Here is a 25,038-nt window from a genome sequence, read left to right as displayed (position 1 = left end):
GTTATGCAGCAGACGGTAGTAACTCCGCTGCTCGGCTTCGCTCGCACTTAGCTGATGTATCACCACACTTTGCTTTTCTATTATCTTTTCTACTACTTGCTTGACCCGTCGCTCTATCCGAATATTGCTAAATATTGCATCTGCCATTTACCCCCAACAGCTCCCCGCTCCATTTTGTGTCCTAATCGTAGCCCTAATTTAGGGAAGGAGTTCGGCCTAACCGTATTGTTGCGGATTTGCTTTGTTGTGCTGGCTTGTTAATTATTAACAATAATTTAGGCTTGGAAAAGCAGTAGCTACAGCGCAAACGACAGCAGTTTGGGCGATGAGGGCCTTTCAGGTTTCCGGTGCGCAGCATTGTGAGGTACGAGCAAAGGAAAGATGAAAGGCCCGAGTGACCAAACGGGGCCTCGCGGCCGGGAGCAAACTTAGGCTTTCAATTACAGTTAGCACCTCCGCCTTGAAAGATGGAATCTTTCATAAGTTAAACCAGGCTAGCTATGGAATATCGTTAAGGATAATTATTATAATAAGTAGTAAGTAGAAATAAATTAAACCGTTGTACAGCTGCGGAAAAACAGATAAATTAACCAACCACTATTACGTATGGACTAAATGAATCCCCTGCTTGCCATTTTGCATCGTTTTTCGCCGTTATCGCCCAGCGCACAGGAGGCGCTTCTGCAAATTATTCAATACAAAGAATTTCCGAATAAAACCGAGTTGCTGCCCATTGGCAAAGTAGCCCGCAACCTTTATTTTATTCAGCGGGGATTAGGCCGGGTTTATTATTACAAAGACGAAGTAGATGTAACCGATTATTTTGCCCAGGACAACCAGTTTATTGGGGCGGTAAGCAGTTTATTTACGGGTCAGCCTTCGCGTAAAGGCATCCAGTTGCTGGAGCCTTCTCAGGTTTATTACCTGGCGTACCAGGACTTTGTACAACTGGGTGCGCAATATTCTGACATTGAACGGGCTGGCGGGCGACTGGCCATTTTCGCCTTCCTGGAAGCACAAACCCGCTTAGAAAGTATTCAGTTTTTATCGGCGCAGGAGCGTTACCAAGAGCTGAACCAGCAATACCCTGGCTTGCTGAACCGGGCACCGCTCAAACACGTGGCCTCATACCTGGGCATTACACAGGTAAGTCTTAGCCGCATTCGGGCGCAGGTATAATATTTTAACATAAGATAAATTTTTTCTCCGGTTTCCGCCCCACCTTTGTCTAAGAAAATAAACCTCCTAGCACTATGAAAACAGGTATAATTGGGGCCGGCATTGCCGGGTTAACCACGGCCATTGCGTTGCGCCGGCAAGGCATAGCAACCGAAATATTTGAATCAGCCCCGGAACTGAAAGCAATTGGAGTAGGATTGGGATTAGCGGCTAATGCCATTAAAGCTTTTCGCCATTTGGGAATTGCCGAGGAGGTAATTGCCGCCGGCTTATCTTTAAATTCGTACGAAATTCTGGACGAGCAGGGCCGCATTATAAATACCACCGACAGCCAGTTATTGGGCAAGCGTTACGGCCTAAACAACTTTACCATTCATCGGGCAGAACTACACCGGGTCTTGCAAAACCACATTGTACCCGGCACTTTGCACCTAAATAAAAAAGCCATTAATCTGGAACAATTACCAACCGGCACCAAGCTCTTTTTTGAAGATGGCAGCGAAACAATCGTCGATAATTTAATTATAGCCGATGGCATTCATTCACTAATCCGGCAAAAATTATATCCGCAGGTACAGCCCCGTTACGCGGGTTATACCTGCTGGCGCGCTGTTATTCCTAATCCGGGCTTAACGTTAAATACCGCCGTAGAAACCTGGGGTATCAAGGGCCGGTTCGGGTATGTGCCGCTGGCCGGAAATAAAATTTACTGGTACGCTTGTGCAAATGCTCCGCAAAACAGCCCCCAAATGCAGGCTTTTACAATCCTGGATTTAAGAAAATTATTTAACCAATACCACGCGCCCATTCCGGAAATGCTGGAGCATACCCAAACCCATCAGCTTATCTGGAACGATATCTGCGATTTGCCGGCTTTACCGCAATATGCCTTGGGCAATATTTTATTTATTGGCGATGCCGGCCATGCTACCACCCCCAACATGGGGCAAGGCGCCTGCCAAGCCATTGAAGATGGCGTTATACTGGCCGAAGCCTGGCGCAAAAACGGTTCGTTTGCGGCAGCAGCGCAATATTTTGAGCAGCACCGCCGCGCCCGTACCCAATGGGTAATTGAACAATCGTACCGGCTGGGAAAAGTAGCACATTTAGAGAACCGCTTTTTAATAAAGCTTCGCAATAAAGCTTTCCGGATAATGCCGGCGCGCATAAACCAAAGTCAACTCGATAAGTTGTTTCGTATTCAGTTTGAATAAATACTTTTGCGGCATTTTATACTTGAATTTAAGCTTTTATTTATCTACTCTTGCCCTTATTTTTCGTAAATACAGAAGGGTATTTCTTGTTTAATTATTAATAAATACAACCATGAAAAAGCAAATACTGTTAGGCATGGTTACTTTATTAGTAGCTGTACCGGGTTTCTCACAAATAAAAGCAGAGGACAAAAAGGATTTTCCTTTTATGTCACAAAATATTAACCAATTGCCTTACGCCAAATATCAGGGTTGGCAACCAGCATCAGATTTGTATCAGCCCAAAGGTTTTCAGGGTGTATTGCTGCCCAAAGCACAATACGAGAAACCAACCTGGCTTAAACCAGAGGCCTTGCCGCACCACATGCCCCAATTTAAGCCACAAAACAACCAGAAAATACGCGTGGTTAAACCCGATTCTGCCATCAGGTACCACTAATCAATCAGTTACAAGTAGATTGTTTTTCAGGCAAAAACCAATAAGTTTCTGATACAGATGGTTTTTGCTTTTTTATTTATTAAGCTTGATTTATTAAGTTTGTGGATAATATTAATTGTGCTCTTTATTCAATAACTTTTCTGATCTTGCCAAACCAGTAACTTTGCGGAGCCGCTTTTTAGCTAAAAAATCAAGTCTTTTTTAATATTATTGTTGTTGGTATTATTCTGCCAAAACTGGTATTTAATTTGTTTTGTCCTTAACCAATATTTATTAAATATTCAGGCTTACTAACTTTTAATTAACTTAAACACTTGTTTGCTATAAAACATGAAAAAACTAATTACCTGCTTTGTTTTAGCCCTTTTTCTGGCGGGCTGCGCTGGTTCTAAATCCGGTAAAAATAACGATAAAGGTTGGGTGCGTATTTTTGATGGCCGCACCTTAAACTGGTGGATGGCCAGCGAAAACCCCGAAACCTTTAAAGTGGAAGATGGCGCTATTGTGGTAAATGGCCCGCGCGCGCATTTATACTACGTAGGTCCTTTACAGAACCATAACTTTAAAGATTTTGAATTTAAAGCCCAGGTAATGACTACCCCGGGTTCTAACTCCGGTATGTATATTCACACCGAATACCAGCAAACCGGCTGGCCCAGCAAAGGCTACGAAATACAGGTAAACAATACCCACACCGACTGGCGTAAAACCGGGAGTGTTTACGCCATCGAAGACGTGAAAAAGCAATTAGCCAACGATAACGAATGGTTTACCCAGCACATTATTGTAAAGGGCAATAAAATTACGGTAAAAGTGAACGACAAAATCGCTTCTGAATACACTGAACCCGAGAATGTTACGCGCCCCAAAGACATGTTTGGCCGTATTTTATCGAGCGGTACCGTAGCCCTGCAAGGTCACGATCCTAAAAGCAAGGTTTATTTCAAAGATATTATGATTAAACCACTGGATTAATTATTTCGAAATTTAATTTGAGCCACAAAAGCCGCAGAATATTTTTCTGCGGCTTTTTTATTTATACCAGCTGCAAACGGGTAAATAATACCAAACCAAATATTAAAACCTCACAGGTCTTTAAGACCTGTGAGGTTTGTGCAAAAGCCCGGCAACATATACTTTGGTTAAGTTAAAATTTCAGGCTATGGTTATTACATAAAATCTAAAAAAATATAGGTATCTGAAAAATAAAAATTAAATTAAAATCCATTGCCCTAATCCCTGCGCTATGACCACCCAAACCGTAAAATCGAACTTAAACGAAACTACCCTGGGCACCCCCGACCCTTATATTATTACCTATGATAAAATTAAAGAGCCGCCCCAAAACCTTACCGGAATATTTCAGCACCTAGGGCCGGGCTTTGTGTTATCGGCCGCTATTGTGGGTTCCGGCGAGTTAATTGCTACTACTGCCTTGGGCGCAAGAGCGGGCTTTATTACTTTCTGGATTATTATTTTAAGCTGTTTGGTAAAAGTTACGCTGCAACTGGAGTGGGGTAAACATGCCATTCACACCGGCGAAACCACCATGACTGCCCTGAACACATTACCCGGCGGCAAATTAAAAAAGGTAAGCTGGGGCATTTGGCTCTGGCTCTTTATTCAGGTATTTAAGTTTTTGCAAATGGGCGGCATTGTGGGAGGCGTAGCCATTATTCTGAACATGGTTGCCCCGGCTATAAATATTCCGGTTTGGGCCGTAATGATTACTTTAATAACGTCTTTCCTGGTATTTAAAGGTTATTACCGGGTAATCGAAAAGTTTTCGTTGTGGATGATGGTTTTCTTTACCATTTCTACGCTGGCCTCGGTATATTTTCTGCAGTTTACCCAATTCCGGATTTCCTGGCCCGAACTGCAACAAGGCTTAACCCTGGGTTTACCCCCCGACATGGTAATGGTAGCCATTGCGGCTTTTGGCATTACGGGCGTGGGCGGCGACGAAATTATGTATTACAATTACTGGTGCATCGAGAAAGGTTACGCCGCTTTTACCGGACCCAAACAAGCTACTGTTGAATGGGAAAAAAGAGCCCGTGGCTGGATTAAAATAATGTACTACGATGCTTTTCTGGCCATGGTGGTGTACACGGTGGTAACGGCGGCTTTTTACTTATTGGGCGCCGCGGTACTGCACCGGCAGGGCTTGGTGCCCGAAGGCTACAACGTTATAGAAATATTATCGGATATGTACACGCAAACCCTGGGTTCCTGGGCCGAAATAATATTTATGATTGGCGCTTTTATGGCCCTGTACTCTACTTTATTTACGGCCGCGGCCAGTTTTACCCGCACTTTTACCGATGCTTTCGGGCAAATAGGCTGGATTGATTTTTACCACTACCCTACCCGCAAGCGTTTTATTTCTATTTTGGCCTGGGTATTTCCGCTGGCCTGGTGCGCCTTGTTTATTTTTATTAAGCTGCCGGTGAGTATGATTTTAATAGGCGGCTTCATGACTTCTATCTTGTTGCTACTGGTAGTAGTAGCCGCTATTCATTTCCGGTACCGCCGATTGCCGGCCGCGCTAAAACCAAGTTTATTCTACGACTTTGCTTTCTGGCTGAGTGCCGGCACCATTGTGGCTCTTGGGCTGTACGGCATTATACAAGTTATTAAAGGTTAATATTTTAGCAACAAAATATTGTTACGCCTGCTGGATTTATTTTTTACCGGGCTGCACCTGGTAATTATCTGCTTTAACCTTTTTGGCTGGTTGTGGCCGCGCTACCGAAAGTGGCACTTTTTATTGGTGTTGGCTACGGCGGCTTCCTGGCTGTTACTGGGTTTGTGGTTCGGTTTAGGTTACTGCCCTATAACCGATTGGCAATGGCAAGTTAAAACAAAACTCGGCGAAAGGAACCTGCCTAATTCTTTCATAAAATATTACGCCGACTGGCTTACCGGCCTGGATTTTAATCCGGCTTTGGTAGATACCTGGACGGCTATTTTATTCGGAGTTGCGGCCTTGCTTTCGGTTTACTTTAATTTTATTCAGCCTAAAATAGAGAAAGGATCAACTTAAGTTTTTTTCTAACCTTAATAATATTTTTAGAGGCAATAATATTTGTGGGGCGTAATTAGAAATATTAACTGGCCGACGGTTCAGCGGCCGGCTGCCGGGCCAGGTATTTATCTACGAAAGGGGTGAAAATAGCCAGTAAGGTAAAACCTAATAACAAATACAAATACCAGGCATAAGTTAATATTGCTGCAAACGAAACAGTATTTTTGGTAAACCCGATTATTATTAATATTTGCGCCCCGTAAGGTAATAAGCCTTGGATTACACAGGAAAATATATCGGTTAAAGCGGCGGTTTTGCGTTTATCTACCCCGTACGTGCGGCTGATTTCTTTTACCACCGGGCCCGTAACCACAATAGAAACCGTATTATTGGCAATGGCCGAATTGGTGCCACTCACCAGTGCCCCCATTCCCAACTGCGCTGATTTATGTCCTCCAATGGCTTTGCTTATCTTGGAAACCAGGTAATCTATTCCGCCGGCCCCTCTTACCATCTCGGCTAAACCACCCGTTAGCATTGACAGCAGGAATATTTCGATCATGCTGGTAAAACCTTCGTAAACTTTCTGGGAGAACAACAAGGGCGGCAAACTGCCGGTGGTAAAACCAATTAATCCCGCTAACAAGGTTCCTATTGTAAGCACTACAAATACATTCAGGCCCGAGATAGCCAATATTATAACTACCAGGTACGGCACAATGGGCCAGAAAGAAATTGCTGGTGCAGCGGGTAAAAGGTTAGGCAGCGCACCTGTATATTGGGCAGCCAGCAATAATAGTAAAGCGGTTAGCAAAGCCGCTGGCCCGGCAATTAAAATATTTACTTTAAACTTATCGCGCATGCTGCAATCCTGCGATTGGGTAGCCGCAATGGTGGTATCCGAAATAAAAGATAAATTATCGCCAAACATAGCCCCACCCAGCAAAGACCCCAGCATAAGGGGCAACGGAGTCTGGCTTTGCTCGGCCAAACCTACCACAATAGGCCCCAATGCCACAATACAGCCCACCGAAGTACCTGTAGCCGTAGAAAGAAAGCTGGCCAGTAAAAATATACCCAAAGCCAGAAACTTAATGGGCACCAGCGCCAGGCCCAGGTTAACGGTGGCATCTACTCCGCCCATGGCTTTGCTTACCGTGGCAAAAGCGCCGGCCAGCAGGTAAATCAGGCACATGGTCATAATCCGGGAGTCGCCGCAACCCCGAATAAGCGCATCTACTTTGGCCTGCACCGATCCTTTTAATATTACAAAAGCCACTATTATTCCCAATATTACTGCTACCGGCGACGGAAAAGCATAAAAATCGCTCAACGCAATACCAGCTCCTAAAAAGCTTAATACAAAAACAAAAAAAGGAATTAAAGCTTTTCCCCCGCTTGGCTGTAGCTGGTTCATTCAGAAAAATATATAATAAGTTTAACAAGCAACCGTCATAAACCGGGCAAGCAGACAAGTTTATAAAGTAAATAAATATTAACCTTAATCTATTACTACCGTGCGGTACAAAGCTACTTGGTTTTATATTGATGCTAAAACACGCTTAGTTTATGCATCCTTTAAGGCTGGAATTACTTTTGCCCCAAAATCTTCGATAAAAGGAATATGATTCAGGTTTACGTTGTGCAGGTAAAGATTACTGAAACCCAGTTCCATATATTCGCCCAGCCAGTCAATGTGTTGTTGCACGCTTGAAGATATCCGCACAAAATTATCCAGCTCGTTGGGGTTCACAAATTCGGCGGCGGCTTCAAATTGTTCGGGTATGCGCAAATCGGTTAAAAGGCTGTTATCAAAAATATTGCCCCGCCATTGGTCGTGGGCGCCTTGCCGGGCTTCCTGCTCACTGCGGGCATACGATAATTGCACTTTTAAATACATGGGTTTGCCTTCGCCGCCACCTCGCCGGAAAGCTTCTACTGTTTTTTTCAGGTCCTGGGGCTGCTTTGAAACAGTTATTAAGGCATCGGCCCAACTGCCCACCCACTCGGCGGTTTTATCCGAAACGGCTGCTCCCACAATTAAAGGTTTTACTTTGGGTAAAGTGTACAACTGGGCTTCTTCTACGGTTATTAATCCTTTGTGCGTTACGCGCTCGCCGTTCCAGAGCGCACTAATTATTTCTACCGATTCTTTTAAGCGGGCATTGCGTTCGGCTTTGGTGGGCCATTTATCGCCGGTTATCATTTCGTTTAAAGCCTGTCCCGATCCTAAACAAATAAAAAACCGTTCCGGAAACATCTCGGCCAGGGTGGCTGCCGCCTGCGCAATAATGGCCGGGTGATACCGCTGTCCGGGCGCATTTACCACGCCAAAAGTAAGGTTCGTGGCCTGCAAAGCTGCCCCCAACCACGACCAGGCAAAGCCGCTTTCGCCCTGGCTATTACTCCACGGATGAAAATGATCCGATGACAAGGCTCCCTGAAAGCCGGCTTGCTCGGCTAGCCGCACATACTCTAATAATACACTGGGTTTAAACTGTTCGTGCGAGTTATGGTACCCGATTATGGCCATACATTTAATATTTTAAGTGTAAATATTCTTTTCTAAGCGCATCGCGGTAAAGCGCGCATGTCCTTGAACAGGGTACGTATTCGGATTTTCGTACAGAAGGTTAAATATTTAATTTATTAATAGCTTATTATTGATAATAACAGGCGTTTTTACGTACTATAACGGACATGGAAATTAACTTTTGCGTTAAACCCTTAAAATGGTTGGTATTAGCTACTAAATAACCGCGTTACAAAAACCTTTTTCCAAAACTTTCTTATTAGTGGTGAAGCTTTATTATTTGCTAATTATATAATGTACCAATTATTATAACCTTATCTTTTTGTCCTGTTACGCGTTAAATCTGCTTTCAATAATTTTATTTTCCCTCTTTGCCGGATAGACTATTTCTTCTTTTGTCCGTACATGGGTTCAAATTTTCAATACTTTGCCCCTACCCTTGATTATTTACTGACTAAATTAATTTATGAATACAGTTGTATACCCTGGTTCTCCTTATCCCCTTGGTGCTACCTGGGATGTAGAAGGAGTAAATTTTGCGATTTATGCCGATAATGCTACCGGTGTTGATTTATGCTTGTTTAATTCTATAACCGATGAAGTAGAATCGGTGAAAATCCGGATGCGGGAACGTTCGCATCATGTGTGGCACGTGTATGTGCCCGATTTAATGCCGGGGCAACTTTATGGCTATCGCGTCTTTGGCCCTTTTGATCCGGAAAATGGTCATCGTTTTAACCCCAATAAATTATTAATCGACCCGTATGCCAAAGCCATTTCGGGCACTATTTTGTGGCACGATTCGCTGTTTGGTTACCAAATGGGCCACCCCGACGAAGATTTAAGCTTTAACGATTTCGATAGTGCCCCTTTTATTCCCAAGTCGGTTGTAGTAGATCCTAATTTTGATTGGGAAGGCGATAAGCCGCCTAAAATTCCATACTATAAATCTATTATTTACGAAACTCACGTTAAAGGCTTCACCAAACTGCATCCCGAAATACCTGAAGAAATAAGAGGTACGTACGCCGGGCTGGCGCATCCCGTAACTATAAAATACCTGAAAGAATTAGGCATTACCGCCATTGAACTCATGCCGGTGCATCAGTTTGTAAATGACAGTATTTTGCAGGACAAGGGTTTGGCTAATTACTGGGGCTACAATACCATTGGTTTTTTTTCTCCTGATGTGCGCTACTCCGGCAGCGGTACTTTGGGCGGGCAGGTAACCGAGTTTAAAGAAATGGTAAAGGAACTGCACAAGGCCGAAATAGAAGTTATTCTGGACGTGGTGTATAACCATACCGGTGAAGGCAACCACATGGGACCTACACTCTCTTTTAAAGGGGTAGATAATGCGGCTTATTACCGGCTGGTAGAAGATAACAAACGCTTTTACATGGATTATACCGGCACCGGCAATACCTTAAACGCCAACTTGCCCAGCGTGCTACGCCTGATGATGGACAGTTTGCGTTATTGGATAACCGAAATGCACGTAGACGGTTTCCGTTTTGATTTAGCTTCTACCTTGGCCCGGGAATTGCACGAAGTTGATCGGTTAAGTGCTTTTTTTGATATTATTCACCAGGACCCTATTATTTCGCAGGTAAAATTAATTGCTGAACCCTGGGATATTGGCGAAGGCGGCTACCAGGTAGGTAAATTCCCGCCGGGCTGGGCCGAGTGGAACGGCATGTACCGCGACAGCATCCGGGATTACTGGCGCGGCGCCGAAAGTATGATTGGCGAATTTGCGCTCCGTTTTACCGGCAGCCCCGATTTGTACCAGGACGATTATCGCCGGCCAACCGCCAGTATAAATTTTATTACGGCCCACGATGGCTTCACGCTCCACGATTTGGTTTCGTACAACGAAAAGCACAACGAAGCTAATGGCGAAGACAACAACGATGGCGAAAGCCACAACCGTTCGTGGAACTGCGGAGCCGAAGGGCCAACCGATGACCAGAATATTATTGTTTTGCGCAACCGCCAGAAACGTAATTTTATGACTACCTTATTTTTATCGCAAGGCGTACCCATGTTGGTAGCCGGCGACGAAATAAGCCGCACGCAGGGCGGTAACAACAATGCTTATTGCCAGGACAACGAAATATCTTGGCTGGATTGGGCTGGTGCCGATAAAGGTTTGCTGGCGTTTACCAAAAAAGTAATTCACCTGCGCAAAAATCACCCGGTATTCTGCCGGCGCCGGTGGTTCCAGGGCCAGCCCATCCGGGGCATAAACGTAGAAGATATTGCCTGGTTTTTACCTAGCGGCGACGAAATGAACGACGAACATTGGGATCAGGATTTTGCTAAATCCTTAGGCGTTTACCTAAATGGCCGGGGTGTACATTCGCTTGGGCCCAAAGGCGAGCAAATTATTGATGACTCGTTCTATGTAATATTTAACGCAGCACACCACCCCATGGATTTTAAACTGCCCAGCGATAAATATGGTAACCAATGGATTAAGGTTTTAGATACCCGGTACGAAACAGTTGATATTCCGGAAGAAACATACGGCCCCGGCGAAACATTTGAAGTAGATTCCCGCTCAGTAGTAATTTTAAGAAATCCAATTTTTGAATTAGAACAAGCATGAGTCAGATAAATGTAAGCGAACGCACCCTGGGTGTAAACTTTACCCCTGCCGGCGAAGCCATTATCCGGGTATGGGCACCCAAAGCGCAAAAAGTAGCCGTTGCCCTACCCGATAATATTACTTTGCCCTTGCAAGCCGAAGAATTTGGTTACTGGAGTGCCAAAACCTACCAACTGGAGCCCGGCGATACGTACCAGTTTATCCTCGACGACGATAAAAAATTACCTGATCCGGCTTCTTTATCCCAACCCGAAGGAGTACACGGTCCTTCCCAGGCATTAGCCACTAAAGATTTTGCCTGGACGGACACGGCCTGGAAAAATATTCCGCTGGAAGAATATATTTTATACGAACTGCACACCGGTACTTTTACGCCCGAAGGTACTTTTGCCGCCCTCGAAGAAAAATTAGATTACCTGATAAAATTAGGTGTAAATGCCATCGAAATAATGCCGGTAGCGCAATTTCCGGGCAGCCGCAACTGGGGTTACGATGGCGTATTTCCGTATGCGGTACAGGATTCTTACGGCGGGGCAGCCGGCTTGCAGCACCTGGTAGATGTTTGCCACCAGAAAGGCATTGCCGTTATTTTGGATGTGGTGTATAATCACCTGGGTCCGGAAGGAAATTATTTAGGCGAGTACGGCCATTATTTTACCGATAAATATAATACGCCCTGGGGGCCGGCCTTAAATTTTGATGATGCCTGGTGCGATGGGGTACGCCAATATTTCGCCGAAAATTTATTAATGTGGTTCCGCGATTTTCACATTGATGCCGTGCGGATGGATGCCGTACACGCCATTAAAGATTTCAGCCCAAACCATATGCTGCGGGAAATGAAGCAACTGGTAAACCAACTCATGCAGGAAACCGGCCGCACGCACTACATGATTGTGGAACTGGATTTAAACGATACCCGATTTATTAACCCGCTGGAAGAACAAGGCTACGGCATGGATGCCCAGTGGATAGATGAATTTCACCATGCGTTGCGGGTAACCGCCACCGGCGAAAACACCGGCTATTACGCTGATTTTTCGGGTATTCAGCATTTAGCCAAGACTTACCAGGATGCTTACGTTTACGATGGGCAATATTCTCCGCACCGCAATAAAACCTTTGGCATTAAAGCCGAAAATAATCCGGGAGAGCAGTTTGTGGTATTTTCGCAAAACCACGACCAGGTAGGTAACCGCATGTTGGGCGAGCGCACCAGCACCCTTACCACTTACGAAATGCAAAAACTGCTGGCCGCCGCTGTTATTGTAAGCCCTTATTTGCCAATGTTATGGATGGGCGAAGAATACAGCGAGCCAAACCCGTTTTTGTACTTTGTGAGCCACACCGATCCGGAGTTAGCTGAAGCCGTGCGCAAAGGCCGTAAAGCCGAATTTGCCGCTTTTCACGCCGAAGGCGAAGCGCCCGACCCGGTAGCGGAAGATACTTTTAACCAATCGAAACTGCAGTGGGATTTAATTAACCAGGAGCCGCACCAAACCATGTTTAAGTGGTACCAAACCTTGCTTAAACTTAGAAAAGAGTTGCCGGCTTTACGCAACCTGAACCGGCAAAACCTGGAAGTAGAAACTTTAGAAGAACATAAAACCCTGGTACTGCGCCGCTGGCACGAAAACCAGCAAATTGTTTGTTTCCTGAATTTTTCTAAAGGTACCCAAACTGTTCCGGTACCCAAACCAGCAAAAGTTTGGACAAAGGTTCTGGATTCGTCAAATCCTGAATGGAAAGGCCCCATGGCTGCTCCGGAAACCCTGGAAGCCGGCAATACCATAAGTTTATGTCCCGAATCGTTCGCCTTGTATGTGAACGAATAAATATTGTAACTGAATATATATAATACAGCAAAAGCGTTAAGACCAGCTTTGCACCCGTTACGCAATATTAAAAATGCTTTTGCTGGTAAAGGCTACTCTGCTGCCATTTGTCAAACCTCACAGGTCTTAAAGACCTGTGAGGTTTACTTAAACCAACCTATTAGCCTTATACAAAATATTTAGCAAGTTAATTTATTAAATTTATTATTCTGAACAGAATATCCCAATGCTTAATTATTGCGGACACTTAATGGCCAACTAACCAAAACAGCCCTGAAGGGGCGCCATAACCCAGCGATGGGTGTAGCCCATCGGAAAAGCCAAGCATTTAGGATAAGCCCTGAAAGGGCGCAATATTAAATTTATACCCACCCAAATTCAACTTCTATTTCCGGCGGCCAAGGCTTAGTTACATTTTCTTTAAAAAATCCCAAAAACGAATAATTCACAAAATATTCATGCGCCTTTTAAAACCTGCATTCAAAACTACGTAAAAGGCCTACTGACACACTTAACGGATAAAATGAATAATCCCAATACTACTTATAGATTTCAATTTAATAAAGAATTTACCTTCCAGGATTTTGAGAAAGTAATTCCTTATTTACAAAAATTAGGCGTTAGCACGGTGTATGCCTCGCCCATATTTGAAGCCACGCCCGGCAGTACCCACGGCTACGACGGCGTAAACCCGCACCGTATAAATCCCGAAATAGGTACCGAAGACCAACTGCGGGAATATTCAAGGTTATTAAAAGAAAACGGCATCAACTGGCTGCAGGATATTGTGCCGAACCACATGGCGTTTCATCCGAATAATCCGTGGTTAATGGATGTGCTGGAAAAAGGGCCGCAGTCGGCGTACGCGAAGTTCTTCGATATTGCCTGGAACAACCAATCGTTGCGGGGCCGCATTATGGTGCCGTTTTTAGGTTCGCCGTTGGAAGAAGTAATTAAAAACAATGAACTGCAAGTAGCTTACGATGAGCAGCAACAGCGCCTGGTTTTAAAATATTACGATAGTGCTTACCCGCTAGGATTTCATTCTTACGAAACCATTTTGGGTACCGGCGAGTCTTCGCAGGCCATTCAGCAAGCGCTCGAAACGCTTAATAGTTTGCATGGCATCGAAGATGCTACCGCTTATACTGCCGGCTTCTCCGATTTTCAGCAATCGCTGGCGGGGCTCATGAAAAATGAGGCGGTGCGGGCTTCGGTAGAAAAATCATTAGCCGAAATAAATAACAATCCGGAACGCTTGCAGCAAATTGCCGATGAACAAAGTTACCGGCTGTGCTCCTGGCAGGAAACCGATTACCAGATTAACTTCCGTCGGTTCTTCACGGTAAATGGCCTTATCTGCTTAAATATTCAGGAGCCGGAAGTTTTCGATACCTATCATCAATATATTAAAGCGCTGCAGGAAGAAGGAATATTCCAGGGCGTACGCATCGACCACATCGACGGCTTATACAACCCAAATGGCTATTTAGAGCAACTGCGCAGCTTAATGGGCGAAGAAACGTACATTGTAGTTGAAAAAATATTAGAACCCGGCGAAGATATGCCGCATACCTGGCCCATACAAGGCGCTACCGGTTATGAGTTTTTAGCTACCGTAAACAATGTTTTCACGAACAAAAAAGCCGAAGAAGCCTTTACCCAGTTCTATCATAAATTGGTAGGCGAAGGCGCCGAAGTACAGGAGCAAATTCACGAAAAGAAAGCCTATATTTTAAAAGAGCACATGGGCGGCGAGCTGAATAATTTATACGCGCTGTTTGTGGAATTAAACCTGCTCGACGAAAACGAAAGAAACGCCGTTGATGAAGAAATATTAAAACAGACCATTGGCGAATTTTTAGTGCAATGCCCGATATACCGTTACTACGGCAACCAGTTTCCGCTCGCTGAAACCGAAACCCAAGCGGTGCAACTAATATTTGACCGCATCCGGAACGGCAAACCCGAATTATCGTCGGCGGCTGATTTACTGGAAAAAGCTATTCTGCAAAAATCACAAGATGCTGATGAAGATTACAACGAAAAAGCGCTGCGTTTTTACCAGCGGCTGATGCAGTTTAGCGGTCCGCTCATGGCCAAAGGCGTAGAAGATACCTTAATGTATACTTACAACCGGTTTGTGGGTCATAACGAGGTAGGCGATTCGCCGGAAGCTTTTGGCTTTAACCACTTAGATGAATTTCACGAGGCCATGCGGCAACGGCAACAAAATTGGCCGCTGGCGATTAACACCACTTCTACCCACGATACCAAGCGCGGCGAAGATATACGTACCCGCCTGAACGTGCTTACCGATTTACCCGAAGAATGGCTGGCAAAAGTACAGGAATGGCAAAATTTAACCGCCGACCTAAAAACCGAAAACCAACCCGACGTAAACGACGAATATTTTATTTACCAGACTTTGCTGGGCGCTTACCCCATGCCGGGCCAGGACGAAGATAATTGCGGGCCGCGCCTGGAAGAATATTTGCAAAAAGCCTTACGCGAAGCCAAAGTAAACTCCAACTGGACCACGCCAGACGAAGCTTACGAAAAAGCCGCGAAAAATTTTGCTACCAGATTGCAGGATAAGAAAAGTTTGTTCTGGGAAAGTTTTGAGCCATTCCAAAAAAAAGTAGCCGATTATGGTATTGTAAATTCCTTGTCGCAGGTGCTTTTAAAGTTTACCTGCCCCGGCGTACCCGATACCTACCAGGGCACCGAGTTGTGGGATTTAAGTTTAGTTGACCCCGATAACCGCCGCAAAGTAGATTACGAAAAACGCTTTGCTTACTTAGAAGAACTCGACCAATACGACCTGAATCGCTATGACCGGCTTTGGGAAGAACTTTGGCAAACCCGCTACGATGCCCGCATTAAACTGTGGCTTACCCGCAATTTATTAACCGAGCGCCGCAATAACGCCGATTTATTTGCCAAAGGCGAGTACATTCCGTTGGCGGTAGAAGGCGAATACAAAGATTATGTGCTGGCTTTTGCCCGTAAATATTTGCGTACCTGGTACGTAACCGTGGTGCCATTGCACGTTGCCCAAATTTGCGAAGAACAAGGAGTAGATGTATTAAATATTGATTGGAAAGACACGAAAGTTGTTTTGCCGGCAGAAGCGCCCGCCGACTGGACGAATATGCTGCTGCGCACAACCGGTAAATATGCGCATGAATTGTCCGTGCGCGATTTATTTAATACGGTACCGTTAGCTTTACTAAAATTACAAGCTGTAAACGAGCGCGGAGCGGGTATTTTAATGCACATTACTTCTTTGCCATCGGCTTTTGGCATTGGCGACATGGGACCCGAAACCCGTAAATTTACCGACTTCCTGCACCGCACAAAGCAGAAATATTGGCAGTTGCTTCCGCTCAACCCAATCGAAAAAGGCCAGGGCTATTCGCCGTACAGTTCTATTTCGAGCCGGGCCGGTAACCCGCTGCTCATTAGTCCGGTGCTGCTGGCCCGCGAAGGCATATTAGACGAAAAAATATTGCCGCAGTACTATTTGCCCCAAACCGGCTCTGTAGATTACGAAGCGGCCAAGCGGGTAAAAGACGAACTCTTGGACAAAGCATTTGCCACCTTTAAAGCCGGCGACTTCCCGACCATGCAACAGCAGTTCGTAGATTTCTGCCTCTCGGAAGGTGCCTGGCTGCACGATTTTGCTTTGTACATGGTATTAAAAGAGCAGCATGGTGGCGCGGCCTGGTTCCAGTGGCCCGATACCTACAAAAAACGTGAACCGCAAGCCTTGGCCAAACTGGCCGCAGAACATGCTGAAACCGTGGAGAAAATAAAATGGGTGCAATATATTTTCACGAAACAGTGGAAACGGCTGCGCACCTACTGCAACAACCGCAATATTCAACTCTTCGGCGATATGCCGTTCTATATTTCTTACGACTCCGTAGATGTTTGGGGCGATCAGGAAATATTCGCGCTTGATGAGGAAGGTAACATGACCGGTGTAGCCGGTGTGCCACCCGATTCGTTCTCCGATGACGGACAATTATGGGGCATGCCCGTGTTTAAGTGGGATGTACTAAAAGAACGTAACTACGATTGTTGGATTGGCCGCCTGCGCAAGAACATGGAGTTGTACGATATTGTGCGCCTCGATCACTTCCGGGCTTTTGCTGATTATTGGGAAGTGCCGGCCGGCGAAACAACGGCTAAAAACGGTGAGTGGCGCATTGGTCCTGGTACTGAATTTTTCAGTTTTGTAGAAAAAGAATTGGGCAGTTTGCCGTTTGTAGCCGAAGACTTAGGCGAAATAAACGACCTGGTTCTAAAACTGCGCGACGACTTTAACTTGCCCGGCATGAAAATATTGCAGTTTGCTTTTGGCGAAGGCATGCCGCAGAACGACTATATTCCGCATAACTACGCGCGCAATTTTATTGCCTACACCGGTACCCACGACAACAACACCACGCTGGGTTGGTACCGCCAGGAAGGCCATAAATACCACGATCAAATTCAGCATTACGTTGGCCGCGAATTAGGCGAGCACGACATTAACTGGGTTTTTGCCCGTCTGGCTTATGCCTCGGTAGCTAAAACCGCTATTTTGCCGTTGCAGGATGTCATGGGTATAGATGAGCAGGGCCGCATGAACACGCCAGGTTCTTCCGAAGGTAATTGGGGCTGGCGCCTGATGCCCGGCCAACTTAACCAGCAAGCCGAAAATATCCTGAAAGAATGGACGCATTTATATAATCGGGGTTAAAACCTTTTGACTTCACAAAAAAAGCCATAGCACAATGCTATGGCTTTTCTTTTTGTCTTAAAATATTTTAGAGCTTCGAACTATTTTAAGGTTTTGGTCTGTCCTTCTCAGATTCGCCAGCCTTATTTTCCCGCATATCTTCTACCCTGCCCCCGTCAACTGCTATTGAACCACCCGAATTAAAATCTGCCATTAAGGTGGCAATGCTGTTTTTAATCGCTTCCGCTTTCCGGTTGTAATTCATACTGGTTTCCGCAGTAGGCTTCTTGCCTTGTAACTTCGCGTGGTCCTTCTCTTTATTATTTGCTACAATTTTCTTTTTTGATTCCTAAGCCGGTACAAATCTGGCTTAACTTTATTCTTACAGAACAAGCTGCTACTGGTTCCGGCACAATAGAAAAAAGAAACCAAGTTAAAATATTGTAGGAAACCTTTTAAAAGATAACGAAAGCAAAAGCTTTTGCAATTTTTTATTAACCCTTGCGACCTAAATTAAACTTTAATGACCCATTCGGTTCGCATGGTACGGGAGCGCATGGCGTTGGCTTCTTTATCGCCTTTAAATTTTTCTTTTTTGGGGTTCCAGGTTAAAGGCCGTTTCAGTTCATAAGCAATATTGCCTAAGGTGCAAACCGTAGCGGTCCGGTGGCCTACTTCCACATCGCAAATAGGTTTTTCGCGGGTACGAATAGCATCCAGCCAGTTTTTATAATGATTCTCGCTTAAATAAACGTGCTTTTCGTTGGGCCCGATAACCTGGGTTTGCAGAGAACTAGGAGTAGTTTCGAGTTTGCCGCGTTGCACATCAATCTGACCTTTGGAACCAATAAACCGGATAGCATTATTTTTACCGAAATCTTCGTGGGTCATGGTAATGCCGTTGGCGTATTTATAAGTTAAATATTTATAATCTTTGCCGTCGGGCGGAATAATGGCTACAGGTCCGCTGTTATCCATATCTAAGGCCCACTGCCCAATATCAAACATGTGCGCGCCCCAATCGGTCATGCCGCCGCCGCCAAAACCTTTGTAGTCGCGCCACCTGGCCCAGAAAGTTGCTGCTGGTGCGGGTGCCAGGTAATTATGAAAAGGCTTAAACTCATTGGGGCCCAGCCACAAATCCCAGTTTACGCCGGCCGGCACCGGTTCGGCACCCAAAGTATAAGGCAGCGGCGGCCCGCCCACGTTTACTTTTACAGTTTGAATATCTCCAATATAGCCGTTTCGGACCAACTCTGCCGCTTGCCGGAATTCGGCCCATGAGCGCTGCATATTGCCCGTCTGGAAAACCCGTTTGTGTTTACGGGCGGCATTTACCATAGCCCGGCCTTCTTTAATGGTAAGCGACAGCGGCTTTTCGCAATAAATATCTTTACCGGCTTCGGCAGCCCGCACCGCTTGTACGGCGTGCCAATGATCCGGCGTAACAATTACGACCGCATCCACATCGGGCCGCGCCAACACTTCCCGGAAGTCGCCGTATGCTTTGCAGCTTTGGTAATTTTCCTGACCTGCTTTTTCGGCGTAAAACTGGTTAACCTTTTGCGTGAAATCAGTTAATTTACTTTCGTATATATCGCAAGCCGCTACAATCTGGGCTTCGTTGGTTTTCAGGAAATTACTGCGTAAACCACCACTTTGCCGGCCAGTGCCAATAAAACCCAGGTTAATTTTATCGCTGGGCGCCACATAGCCTTTGCCACCCAGCACGTAACGGGGCACAATCATAAAAGCCGTTATAGCCGCCGCTTTGCCGATAAACTGCCGTCGCGAAATATTATGCTGCTTGTAATCTTTTTCCATGAATGATTTTAGTTGGTGGATAGTAAACGTGATTTAAAATAGGAATTTTGCTCTGAATTATTGCAGACAGGTAGTTTTAAATATTCAAAGCGATAAATTATACTTAGTTAAATCTTATAATTAAATATTTGCCACTTAGAATATTCAAACCGACTTATATTGTTCAGTTATTACCATTGAAAAATCGTTAGTATTTAAGCCGGAGCTTGTATGTTGGTGCTTGCTGCAATAAGTTTTTACCTGCCATTAATATTCCGCATTCAGGAGTTAGAAAACTTTCCAGCTCCATACATGCGGAATATTAATTGGTATAAGTAGTTTATCAGGCTAATTTCCAGCCATTCTGGTACTCGCGTTTCACAAACTGGTTTGCTTCATCGAAGTTGGTAATCCGGGTATTTTTACCATCCCACAGCAGCTTTTTGCGGCCAGGGTAAGTAAAGCTTTTGCCATTGGCAGTGGGGGTGCGCAAGTTGTAGCTCCGGATTGCCAGATTGCCCATCAGTACGGTTTCGGTTAAAGGACCAGCGTAATCAAAAGAAGAAGTTAAAGCTTTGTGTTTGGCGCTATTATAGCCGGCTTTGCAAGCTTCCTGCCAGGCTAGGTTATGGCCCCACTCCGGTACACTTGGAGTAGCAGTACTAGCGCTAGTCGTTAGCACCTGACCGTTGTTTAAAAATACTTTGGGGTTTACACCGTATGTACCGCAATTCATTACGCCTTTGGTACCTATCATGTAAACGCCGTTAGCGCCGTCTGGTTCGCTCAGTTGCGCATCGGCCGGAATAACATCGGGCCGGAAGGCCCGAATACCACCATCGGACCAAGTCATGGTTATCGGGGTTTTGTTTTTAGCAGTAGCCGGGAATTTTAACTGTACATGCGACGATGGTGGCGCGCCATCTGGTAAATATTCCGCATCCCAGTCTTTCAAAAACACCGAACCCACGCTGGTTTCCACTTCGGTAGGGTAGCCTAAGCCCAATACCCGGAAAGGTGGATCGATGAGGTGGCAGCCCATGTCGCCGAGCGCCCCGGTACCAAAGTTCCACCAGCCCCGCCACTTAAACGGATGGTAAGCCGGCGTATAACCTACTTTAGTGGCCGGACCAATCCATAAATCCCAGTCTAAATATTCCGGAGCAGCTCCGGTTGATTTAGGCGCCGGAATGCCTTGCGGCCAAACCGGCCGGTTCGTCCAGACGTGTACGGTATGTACATCGCCAATAACGCCGTCGTTAAACCATTTTATCATTTGCAGCTGGTCGGGGTTAGAAGCACCTTGGTTACCCATTTGGGTTACCACTTTGTACTTCCGGGCCGCTTCGGTTAGCAGGCGGGCTTCGTAAATATTATGGGTAAGCGGTTTTTGTACATAAACGTGCTTACCCAATTGCATAGCGGCCAGCGTTACCAAGGCGTGGGTGTGGTCGGCGGTAGATACTGTTATGGCATCAATATTCTTCCGTTCCTTTTCTAACATCTGCCGGAAATCTTTGTATTTCTTGGCTTTCGGGTGTTTGGCAAACTGGTCTTTGGCATGGTTCCAGTCTACATCGCACAGAGCCACAATGTTGTTGGCGCCGTTGTTATAAGCATTATTTACGTCCGAAAAGCCTTTTCCGGCTACGCCTACTCCGGCAATATTTAGTTTATCGCTGGGGGCAATAAATCCTTTGCCGAGCACATGGCGTGGAAAATAAAAAAAGCTACCCGCCGCAACTAAGGCTCCAGTCTTAAGAAAATCGCGGCGGGAAGCCGTTTTTTTCTCTATTTCTTTTTCTTTCATATTTAATTAAAGGTGGTGGTAAACGAAATTAATAAGCAAATAAAGTTATAAATATAAAATAACAATAAGCAGCAGCAGAATTAATATTTTAAGGGCATATTTTTGGTACAGAAAGTGTCCTTTATAGCTCCCGGATGCCTGCAATTAATATCCAATATTTCTTAAATGCCCTGCAAGTTCACATCGGAACTTTCCCGCATTTCTACCTGCTTGCCCATTTTTTTCTGAATAATTTTAAAATGGTGTTCGTCTTCGGGGGTGATTAAGGAAATAGCCTGGCCGGTAGCACCAGCCCGGCCCGTACGGCCAATCCGGTGAATATAATCTTTGGGGGAGCGCGGCAAGTCGTAATTTATGACAAAGGGCAGCAACTGAATATCGATGCCGCGGGAAGCCAAATCGGTTGCAACTAATACGCGTAAATGGCCGATTTTAAAACGTCGTAATGCTTCGGTGCGGGCACCCTGGCTCTTGTCGCCGTGCATGGCCATAGCCTCTATGCCGTTTTTGTTTAGTTTTACCACCAAATTATCGGCGTTGCGCACACTCGATACAAAAACCAGCACCTGGGGCATTTGCTCGTGCTTAATCAGGTGGCGTAAAAAAGGGCCTTTTCGCTCGGGGCTAACGCGGTAAGCCACCTGTTTTATTAATTCCAAGTTGTCGGCTTCGGGCTTTTCTTCTACCGAAATAATAACCGGGTCGCGAAGCAATTTTTCTTTTATAACCTGAATATCGTCGGCGAGGGTGGCCGAGAAAAGCAGGCTCTGGCGCTTAGAGGGCAGTAGTTTAAATATTTGGTCCATTTCTTCGGCAAAGCCCAAATTCAGCATTTTATCGGCTTCGTCGAGTACCAAAACTTCTACTTCTGATAGGTGCACTGCTTTGTTTTGAATTAAATCGAGTAACCGGCCCGGCGTTGCCACTAAAATATCGGTGCCGCTTAAAGCTTTCATCTGTGGATTAATGCTTACGCCGCCAAACACCGCTAGTGTTTTTACCCGCTCGCCCAGGTACATACTAAAACCCTGAAAAACGGTGGCCACCTGCAAGGCCAATTCGCGGGTAGGAACCAACACCAGCGCTTGCACAAAACGGTTGCGGGCTGGTCTTCTGTTCCGGAACTGCTCCAGCATAGGCAAGGCAAAACCAGCCGTTTTACCAGAACCAGTTTGGGCAATTCCCAGAATATCGTGGCCGGCCAAAATAGCCGGTATGGCTTGCTCCTGAATGGGATAAGGCTGTTGGTACCCTTGGGCAGAAATGGCTTTGAGTAGTGGAGCAGATAAACCAAAGGCAGAAAAATCCATAAGAATAATGGTTGAGGTAGTACTAAATTATGATTTGGCGGGTAAAGGTACACTTATTCTTCTAAACAGCCGGAAGGAGCTTACCAAGGTTGCATTTACAACTTATAGGCTGGTGGTAAATGAATACACAAGTTCTTAATATATAAAATTATTAATATTTAAACTTTAGGTATGCTTAAGCTTAAACAGATAGTTGAAGTACCTATTTAATCTTAATATTTTCAAAAATATAATATATTTTGTGTATATTGTAAAAAAATTGAACGTATATACCATCTACTATGTAGTAAGTATATAATAAAGAACACAATATGAATAACGGAAAAGTAAAATTCTTTAATGACCTGAAAGGGTTTGGGTTTATTAAAGATACAAATTCAGATCAGGATTACTTTGTACACGTATCTGGACTGATTGATGAAATCAGAGAAAATGACGAAGTAACTTTTGACCTGCAAGAAGGCAAAAAAGGACTAAATGCGGTTAATGTTAAGCGTGCTTAGTTTTACCATATAAGTCATTGGTAGAGAAGCCTTACGGTTAGTAAGGCTTTTTTATTTATTTAGCTCAAAAAAACAAAAGCTATTGTAAACACCATTTAGCCAAGTTTTTAATTTAAAACAAAAAAGATGAACAGAAAATATTTAGTGGACCCAGCCACCCGGGAGTATTTATGCGTTGCCTTAAAAAAAGGAAAAGATTGGGTACCTAATAACCAGAATTTTTTACAAGGTTTTATGGACTCTCGTCCGTCGCAGCATAATGACGATTTTGAATTAGTTTCCGGCGAATTTAGCGATAACTCTTTTTACGAAAAGTGGATCCGCAATGGCACTAATTACGTTATAAAATAACCACACTGTCATACTGAAACATAAACGATTGAATTACACTTTAAAAAGCAAAAATCAGGAATAAACAATGGGTAAATCTCAGGAAACATTTAATAAAAAAGAAAAAGAGAAGAAAAGATTAAAAAAACGGCAGGATAAAGAACAGAAAAAAGAAGAACGCAAAGCTACTGCCGGTAAAGGACAAAGCCTGGAAGAATTATATGCTTACGTAGATGATAATGGCAATATAACTTCTACCCCGCCCGATCCGAAGAAAAGAAGAGAAGTAAACCAGGAAGAAATTCAAATTGGCGTTTCCCGCCAAGCGCCTCCTGATCCGGCTGATTTAATCAGAAAAGGAACGGTAACTTTCTTTAACTCTTCTAAAGGTTACGGCTTTATTAAAGATCACGAGTCACAAGAAAGTATTTTTCTTCACCAGAATAGTTCTTCGGGCCCAATAAAAGAAAACGACCAGGTTACTTTTGAAGTTGAAAAAGGGCAAAAAGGGCTGAATGCGGTTAAGGTAAAGGTTATTTCTTAAGTTATAGCGTTGCGCTTGCCGCAACTCAGAAATATTAGTTTGGTTATTACTGCTAAACAAACATTTACGCTTTAGCAGAGCCATTTCTATTGTGTCAGGTTTAATTACCTGACACTCAACTTTACCTTATTGGTGCTCTATTAAGCATTAGTACTTTCATTTTAAAAGCTCTCTGTTAATTACTTTAAGCCTGAATGATATAATTAGTTTTTGGTAAATGCTAACCAAACCGGTTAATAAATTCAGGCAATACCACAAGAGCCATTAGGCTAAGAAATATTAAAGAATATTTTTCTTCCACTCGCGCCAGCTTTTAGCCGGTGTCTACCAAGTTTACAGAGAATATTTATACAAGAAATTTTTCTGGCAGTTAACTAATTATCTGGCAGGGATTATTGTGCGGTTTATTCAAAATTAGCTGTAAAGTTTAACCTGGGCCCAGTACCAGAGTTCCGGCGCTACGGGGTTATCCGGATTATTCATAAAATTTATAATTTCTTTTTCCTTGGTTTCATCGGGCACTAAACCATACTGGTTTACCTGCACGCCCAAAGGCTCGAATAAATTTTTGCCGTGCACCAGAAAAGAATCCAGGGTTTCAACCCCTAACTCCACCCCAATAACATCGTAGCCAATTACCTCGCCCGGTTCTTCGGGGTCGGGTTTTAAATGCCTGGTTAAGTTTTCCCATAAATGACCTGCGTGGCCCATACCGTTTATTTTAATCATTTGCAGGGTTTCCTGCACATCTTCTTTTAAAAAAGAAAGCGACAAAATACAGGTATTGGGTAGGTGGTTAAAAAATTGCGCGCGATACGCTTTAGCCGTTTTCAGGTCCGAAAAAATTTTACCAAATGATAATTTACCTTCCGTTTCTTTAGCCGCTACCCAGGTTCTTATAGCCTCCAGACGCTGGTCCGATAATGCAAATTTTTCCTTAATTTTAGTCAAGTCCTCTTCATGCTTAAGCCATGCCATTGGTTGCCAGGCCCAGTAATCAAGCAAACTATCGTTAAAGTTGGTACAAACCGTAAAGTAAGGGTGCGGCGCATTAGCCGGCCTATTCAGCTGCATGGCAAAGTATCCGCCTAATTGGTATCGCATAGCTAAGCTTTTTAAGGTTGATACCTGAATATAGCAAAACTCTGTTAATATTAATAAATATTTAAC

The 25,038-nt window shown here is 44.5% G+C and carries 19 protein-coding genes; 12 read left to right on the top strand and 7 right to left on the bottom strand.

The genetic code is table 11. The features are described from left to right. The first annotated feature begins 615 nt into the window (after nt 1–615). The 6 genes from F0145_RS16730 (at nt 616) to F0145_RS16705 (ending at nt 5,878) form a co-directional block, all read left to right on the top strand. On the top strand, nt 616–1,179 hold the full coding sequence (locus F0145_RS16730; RefSeq protein WP_150090000.1) for a Crp/Fnr family transcriptional regulator: 564 nt from the start codon (nt 616–618) through the stop codon (nt 1,177–1,179). Nucleotides 1,180–1,253: 74 nt separating this feature from the next. Continuing rightward, complete coding sequence (locus F0145_RS16725) at nt 1,254–2,393, top strand: FAD-dependent monooxygenase (protein ID WP_150089998.1); 1,140 nt, start codon at nt 1,254–1,256, stop codon at nt 2,391–2,393. Nucleotides 2,394–2,505: 112 nt separating this feature from the next. Then, the gene (locus F0145_RS16720) at nt 2,506–2,832 is read left to right on the top strand and encodes a hypothetical protein (RefSeq protein ID WP_150089996.1); all 327 of its coding nucleotides are present in this window, start codon (nt 2,506–2,508) and stop codon (nt 2,830–2,832) included. Between the two features lie 330 nt (nt 2,833–3,162). Next, on the top strand, nt 3,163–3,807 hold the full coding sequence (locus F0145_RS16715; RefSeq protein WP_150089994.1) for a 3-keto-disaccharide hydrolase: 645 nt from the start codon (nt 3,163–3,165) through the stop codon (nt 3,805–3,807). Between the two features lie 271 nt (nt 3,808–4,078). Then, complete coding sequence (locus F0145_RS16710; protein WP_190277574.1) at nt 4,079–5,479, top strand: Nramp family divalent metal transporter; 1,401 nt, start codon at nt 4,079–4,081, stop codon at nt 5,477–5,479. 18 nt (nt 5,480–5,497) lie between these two features. Beyond that, the gene (locus F0145_RS16705; RefSeq protein WP_150089992.1) at nt 5,498–5,878 is read left to right on the top strand and encodes a DUF2784 domain-containing protein; all 381 of its coding nucleotides are present in this window, start codon (nt 5,498–5,500) and stop codon (nt 5,876–5,878) included. Nucleotides 5,879–5,942: 64 nt separating this feature from the next. On the opposite strand, the gene F0145_RS16700 is transcribed toward F0145_RS16705, so the two are convergent. Continuing rightward, the gene (locus F0145_RS16700) at nt 5,943–7,277 is read right to left on the bottom strand and encodes a Na+/H+ antiporter NhaC family protein (protein ID WP_150089990.1); all 1,335 of its coding nucleotides are present in this window, start codon (nt 7,275–7,277) and stop codon (nt 5,943–5,945) included. A gap of 150 nt (nt 7,278–7,427) precedes the next feature. Next, entirely contained in the window at nt 7,428–8,393 is a 966-nt protein-coding gene (locus tag F0145_RS16695; RefSeq protein WP_150089988.1) for a TIGR03885 family FMN-dependent LLM class oxidoreductase, read from the bottom strand. Nucleotides 8,394–8,859: 466 nt separating this feature from the next. Here F0145_RS16695 and glgX point away from each other — a divergent pair, with 466 nt between their 5' ends. The 3 genes from glgX to treY all read left to right on the top strand — a co-directional run bounded on the left by glgX (nt 8,860) and on the right by treY (nt 17,589). After that, nucleotides 8,860–11,004 carry a glycogen debranching protein GlgX gene (glgX, locus tag F0145_RS16690; RefSeq protein WP_150089985.1) on the top strand — a complete coding sequence of 715 codons (2,145 nt, stop codon included), beginning with the start codon at nt 8,860–8,862 and terminating at the stop codon, nt 11,002–11,004. Then, nucleotides 11,001–12,839: a malto-oligosyltrehalose trehalohydrolase gene (treZ, locus tag F0145_RS16685; RefSeq protein WP_150089983.1), complete on the top strand. Its 1,839-nt coding sequence runs from the start codon at nt 11,001–11,003 to the stop codon at nt 12,837–12,839. The genes glgX and treZ overlap by 4 nt, the downstream gene beginning before the upstream one ends. A gap of 523 nt (nt 12,840–13,362) precedes the next feature. Next, complete coding sequence (gene treY / locus F0145_RS16680) at nt 13,363–17,589, top strand: malto-oligosyltrehalose synthase (RefSeq protein WP_150089981.1); 4,227 nt, start codon at nt 13,363–13,365, stop codon at nt 17,587–17,589. An 85-nt stretch (nt 17,590–17,674) separates the two neighbouring features. Here the strand turns inward: treY and F0145_RS26265 are convergent, their stop codons facing one another. The 4 genes from F0145_RS26265 to F0145_RS16665 all read right to left on the bottom strand — a co-directional run bounded on the left by F0145_RS26265 (nt 17,675) and on the right by F0145_RS16665 (nt 22,491). Then, on the bottom strand, nt 17,675–17,833 hold the full coding sequence (locus F0145_RS26265; protein WP_190277573.1) for a hypothetical protein: 159 nt from the start codon (nt 17,831–17,833) through the stop codon (nt 17,675–17,677). A gap of 248 nt (nt 17,834–18,081) precedes the next feature. Then, nucleotides 18,082–19,392 carry a Gfo/Idh/MocA family protein gene (locus F0145_RS16675; RefSeq protein ID WP_150089979.1) on the bottom strand — a complete coding sequence of 437 codons (1,311 nt, stop codon included), beginning with the start codon at nt 19,390–19,392 and terminating at the stop codon, nt 18,082–18,084. A gap of 322 nt (nt 19,393–19,714) precedes the next feature. Beyond that, nucleotides 19,715–21,181 carry a Gfo/Idh/MocA family protein gene (locus F0145_RS16670; RefSeq protein WP_150089977.1) on the bottom strand — a complete coding sequence of 489 codons (1,467 nt, stop codon included), beginning with the start codon at nt 21,179–21,181 and terminating at the stop codon, nt 19,715–19,717. A 161-nt stretch (nt 21,182–21,342) separates the two neighbouring features. Then, nucleotides 21,343–22,491: a DEAD/DEAH box helicase gene (locus tag F0145_RS16665; RefSeq protein WP_150089975.1), complete on the bottom strand. Its 1,149-nt coding sequence runs from the start codon at nt 22,489–22,491 to the stop codon at nt 21,343–21,345. A 311-nt stretch (nt 22,492–22,802) separates the two neighbouring features. Here F0145_RS16665 and F0145_RS16660 point away from each other — a divergent pair, with 311 nt between their 5' ends. The 3 genes from F0145_RS16660 to F0145_RS16650 all read left to right on the top strand — a co-directional run bounded on the left by F0145_RS16660 (nt 22,803) and on the right by F0145_RS16650 (nt 23,868). Continuing rightward, nucleotides 22,803–22,994 carry a cold-shock protein gene (locus tag F0145_RS16660; RefSeq protein ID WP_150089973.1) on the top strand — a complete coding sequence of 64 codons (192 nt, stop codon included), beginning with the start codon at nt 22,803–22,805 and terminating at the stop codon, nt 22,992–22,994. 126 nt (nt 22,995–23,120) lie between these two features. Further along, nucleotides 23,121–23,345 carry a hypothetical protein gene (locus F0145_RS16655; protein ID WP_150089971.1) on the top strand — a complete coding sequence of 75 codons (225 nt, stop codon included), beginning with the start codon at nt 23,121–23,123 and terminating at the stop codon, nt 23,343–23,345. Between the two features lie 67 nt (nt 23,346–23,412). Continuing rightward, the gene (locus tag F0145_RS16650; protein WP_150089969.1) at nt 23,413–23,868 is read left to right on the top strand and encodes a cold-shock protein; all 456 of its coding nucleotides are present in this window, start codon (nt 23,413–23,415) and stop codon (nt 23,866–23,868) included. Between the two features lie 414 nt (nt 23,869–24,282). On the opposite strand, the gene F0145_RS16645 is transcribed toward F0145_RS16650, so the two are convergent. Further along, nucleotides 24,283–24,972: a hypothetical protein gene (locus tag F0145_RS16645; RefSeq protein ID WP_150089967.1), complete on the bottom strand. Its 690-nt coding sequence runs from the start codon at nt 24,970–24,972 to the stop codon at nt 24,283–24,285. Nucleotides 24,973–25,038: the final 66 nt, after the last annotated feature.

Source organism: Adhaeribacter rhizoryzae (assembly GCF_008629685.1).
GTDB classification, from domain to species: Bacteria; Bacteroidota; Bacteroidia; order Cytophagales; family Hymenobacteraceae; genus Adhaeribacter; species Adhaeribacter rhizoryzae.
This window is presented reverse-complemented; position numbering and strand designations above follow the sequence as displayed.